The organism is Microbacterium sp. UBA3394 (assembly GCF_002358725.1).
GTDB classification, from domain to species: Bacteria; Actinomycetota; Actinomycetes; order Actinomycetales; family Microbacteriaceae; genus Microbacterium; species Microbacterium luteum.
Map to the genome: position 1 here is coordinate 1 of NZ_DEPK01000108.1, position 673 is coordinate 673.

A 673-nucleotide genomic window follows, 5' to 3' on the forward strand; every position below is an offset into this window, starting at 1 on the left:
TTGAGGGTGCGCAGGAAGGTCGACTTGCCGCACCCGGACGGACCGATGAAGGCGGTCACCGAACGCGGCTCGATGTCGAGAGACACACCCTCGACGGCGAGGAAGTCGCCGTAGTAGACGTTGAGGTCGTTGACTTCGATGCTCTTGGACAAGACGGTTCTTTCTCTCGGGTGTGGGTCAGCGACCGGTCTTCGGGGCGAAGAACTTCGCGACCGCGCGAGCGGCGAGGTTCAGCACCATGACGATCAGGATCAGCGTCAGGGCCCCGGCCCAGGCGCGGGAGATGGCCGAGTCGGGGCTGGTGCCCTGGTTGGCGTACTGGTTGTAGACGAACACCGGCAGCGTCATCATGTTGCCCTCGAACAGGTTGAGGTTGAGGCTCGCGGTATAGCCGGCTGTCAGCAGCAGGGGGGCCGTCTCTCCGATGACGCGGGCGATGGCGAGCATCACGCCGGTGGTGATGCCGGCGATCGAGGTGGGCAGGACCACCTTCACGATCGTCAGCCACTTCGGCACGCCGAGGGCGTACGAGGCCTCGCGCAGCTCGTTCGGCACCAGGCGGAGCATCTCCTCCGACGAGCGCACGACGACGGGGATCATCAGCACGCTCAGTGCGACGGCGCCCATGAAGCCGTTCGAGATGCCGGGACCGAAGAAGACCACGAACAGCGAG

General features: G+C 65.2%; 2 protein-coding genes. Both read right to left on the minus strand.

From position 1 onward, the window contains the following. Positions 1-152, minus strand: a 152-nt coding sequence (locus B4E30_RS06650; RefSeq protein WP_286794168.1) for an ATP-binding cassette domain-containing protein, incomplete at its 3' end; no start/stop codon positions are given. A gap of 25 nt (positions 153-177) precedes the next feature. After that, positions 178-673 (minus strand): PstA family ABC transporter permease (locus B4E30_RS06655; protein WP_286794148.1); only part of this gene is annotated, 496 nt, incomplete at its 5' end.